The following is a 2,150-nucleotide window of genomic DNA, read 5'->3' as shown; positions in this document are numbered from 1 at the left end:
ACTGAAGGGAGAATCGATGAGAAAGAGGAGAAGTGAGTTGACCCAATCTGAACACTCGAGTTAGAAACGGGGTGACGTGAGCGCGTTAAGGATCAGGGTGTTCACGTTGGCCGGAATGGCTGTTCAACTTCGCCGGAATACGCACTCGCGTAATTGAGCCAATGATGCATAACGTTTGACATGAGCGGCGCGACCCGGCTTGCCGGGGCACGTCCGCTCGATGGAAGGGTTAGCCGCCACCTGCGGAGAGACGAATGGATGCTGGAGAGAGGACTTGCACAGAGATTGTGTCCATTGCGCTTGCACTCTCTTGAAACCAGTCGCGCAGCGCTGTGCCACCCATAATTCTCGGCGTTCCGTTGCTATTAGCTCTACGGTTTATGGTGCCCAGAACCGGCTGTGCCGCATCTCCCAAGAACAACTCGATCGTTTCTCCATCCGAGGCAATGTGCTTCTGTGAAGATACACCCACATTGAAGAAGCCCGAACGAAAGTATGTCGGCTGCAGCGTGAAGTGAAATCTCTCGGTTGCGGTTGGTGTCAGCTCTGGGAGCGACTCCGCGGACTCAGTCTCGGGCTCAAGAGGCTTTTCAGGCTTTCCGCCGTTCCACGGAGGATTAAGCTTCCGAATGATGTCGTCCTCCAGCGCTGCGGCGAGATTGAGATGGAACATTCCATAGTGAAGGAGGCCGTTGTCGGGCAACGCTAATATCTCGATAGCTGCTCCGCGCGCAAGCAAATCGAGTATGCGGCGGTTGTTATTCACGTTGGTCGTTTGTGTTCTAGTCGGCGTCCTGTAGCCCGACATGCGGACTGCGAGGGTTCGAACCGTTTTCCCCACGTACATGACCTCCGCATCGCAGACGAAAGCATAAAGGATGTTCGTTTGTGTGGCATGCCGCGTGAGGTCGAACTTGAGCTTCCCGTTGACGAGTAGCCAGTGACCGGCGGGTTGGAATCCAATTTGAAGTAGGCGGTTCATGGCTGTCCGTGGAGGCTAACGCTTGAGTTAAGCCGCGCCGCGAAGCGGCGTCGGCTTGAACGAATTGTTAGACATTATTTGCCGACTACCTTGGTGATCTCGCCTTTCACGTAGTGAACAAATTCTTCCAACTGATCTGCGCGGGAGGCCAAGCGATCTTCTTCTTGTCCAAGATAAGCCTGTCTAGCTTCAAGTATGACGGGCTGATACTGGGCCGGCAGGCGCTCCATTGCCCAGTCGGCAGCGACATCCTTCGGCGCGATTTTGCCGGTTACTGCGCTGTACCAAATGCGGGACAACGTAAGCACTACATTTCGCTCATCGCCAGCCCAGTCGGGCGGCGAGTTCCATAGCGTTAAGGTTTCATTTAGCGCCTCAAATAGATCCTGTTCAGGAACCGGATCAAAGAGTTCCTCCGCCGCTGGACCTACCAAGGCAACGCTATGTTCTCTTGCTTTTGTCAGCAAGATAGCCAGATCAATGTCGATCGTGGCTGGCTCGAAGATACCTGCAAGAATGTCATTGCGCTGCCATTCTCCAAATTGCAGTTCGCGCTTAGCTGGATAACGCCACGGAATGATGTCGTCGTGCACAACAATGGTGACTTCTACAGCGCGGAGAATCTCGCTCTCTCCAGGGGAAGCCGAAGTTTCCAAAAGGTCGTTGATCAAAGCTCGCCGCGTTGTTTCATCAAGCCTTACGGTCACCGTAACCAGCAAATCAATATCACTGTGTGGCTTCAGGCCGCCATCCACTGCGGAGCCGTACAAATGTACGGCCAGCAACGTCGGTTCGAGATGGCGCTCGATGACGCCAACTACCTCTGATAGTTGAGTCGATACTTCGGCGATCACCGCTTCCCTCATGATGTTTAACGCCGCCATCACCGGTGACAAAGCCGTAGCGAAGCGAAGGATTTGGCATCCGGTGCATGGCTTGGTTATGTTTCGTTTGCAGGCAATTCAAGCTGCCTCTCACTTCGCCAGACTCGTATGAGCGCAACCTCTCTAGCTTGCCTGAGATCATGTACAGGATCTTTAGCTACAACCAATTGAAATAGATAGAAAAAAGGCTTCGTTTGTGATCTGATTTAATCGCAAAAAAAAACCGACACACCCGAAGCCATGACTATTATCAATGCAACCCAGTACCTCAAGCAACTTCTTAG

General features: G+C 53.0%; 1 protein-coding gene and 1 pseudogene. Both read right to left on the bottom strand.

The window, feature by feature from the left end:
• Positions 1-229: 229 nt before the first annotated feature.
• Positions 230-982 (bottom strand): GIY-YIG nuclease family protein, encoded by a 753-nt coding sequence (locus tag J9892_RS19430; RefSeq protein ID WP_043133635.1) that lies wholly within the window; start codon positions 980-982, stop codon positions 230-232.
• Between the two features lie 27 nt (positions 983-1,009).
• Positions 1,010-1,848 (bottom strand): annotated as a pseudogene (aadA1, locus tag J9892_RS19425) (ANT(3'')-Ia family aminoglycoside nucleotidyltransferase AadA1).
• Between the last annotated feature and the right edge of the window lie 302 nt (positions 1,849-2,150).

The organism is Aeromonas sp. Prich7-2 (assembly GCF_017939255.1).
Lineage (GTDB): Bacteria > Pseudomonadota > Gammaproteobacteria > Enterobacterales > Aeromonadaceae > Aeromonas > Aeromonas caviae.
This window is presented reverse-complemented; position numbering and strand designations above follow the sequence as displayed.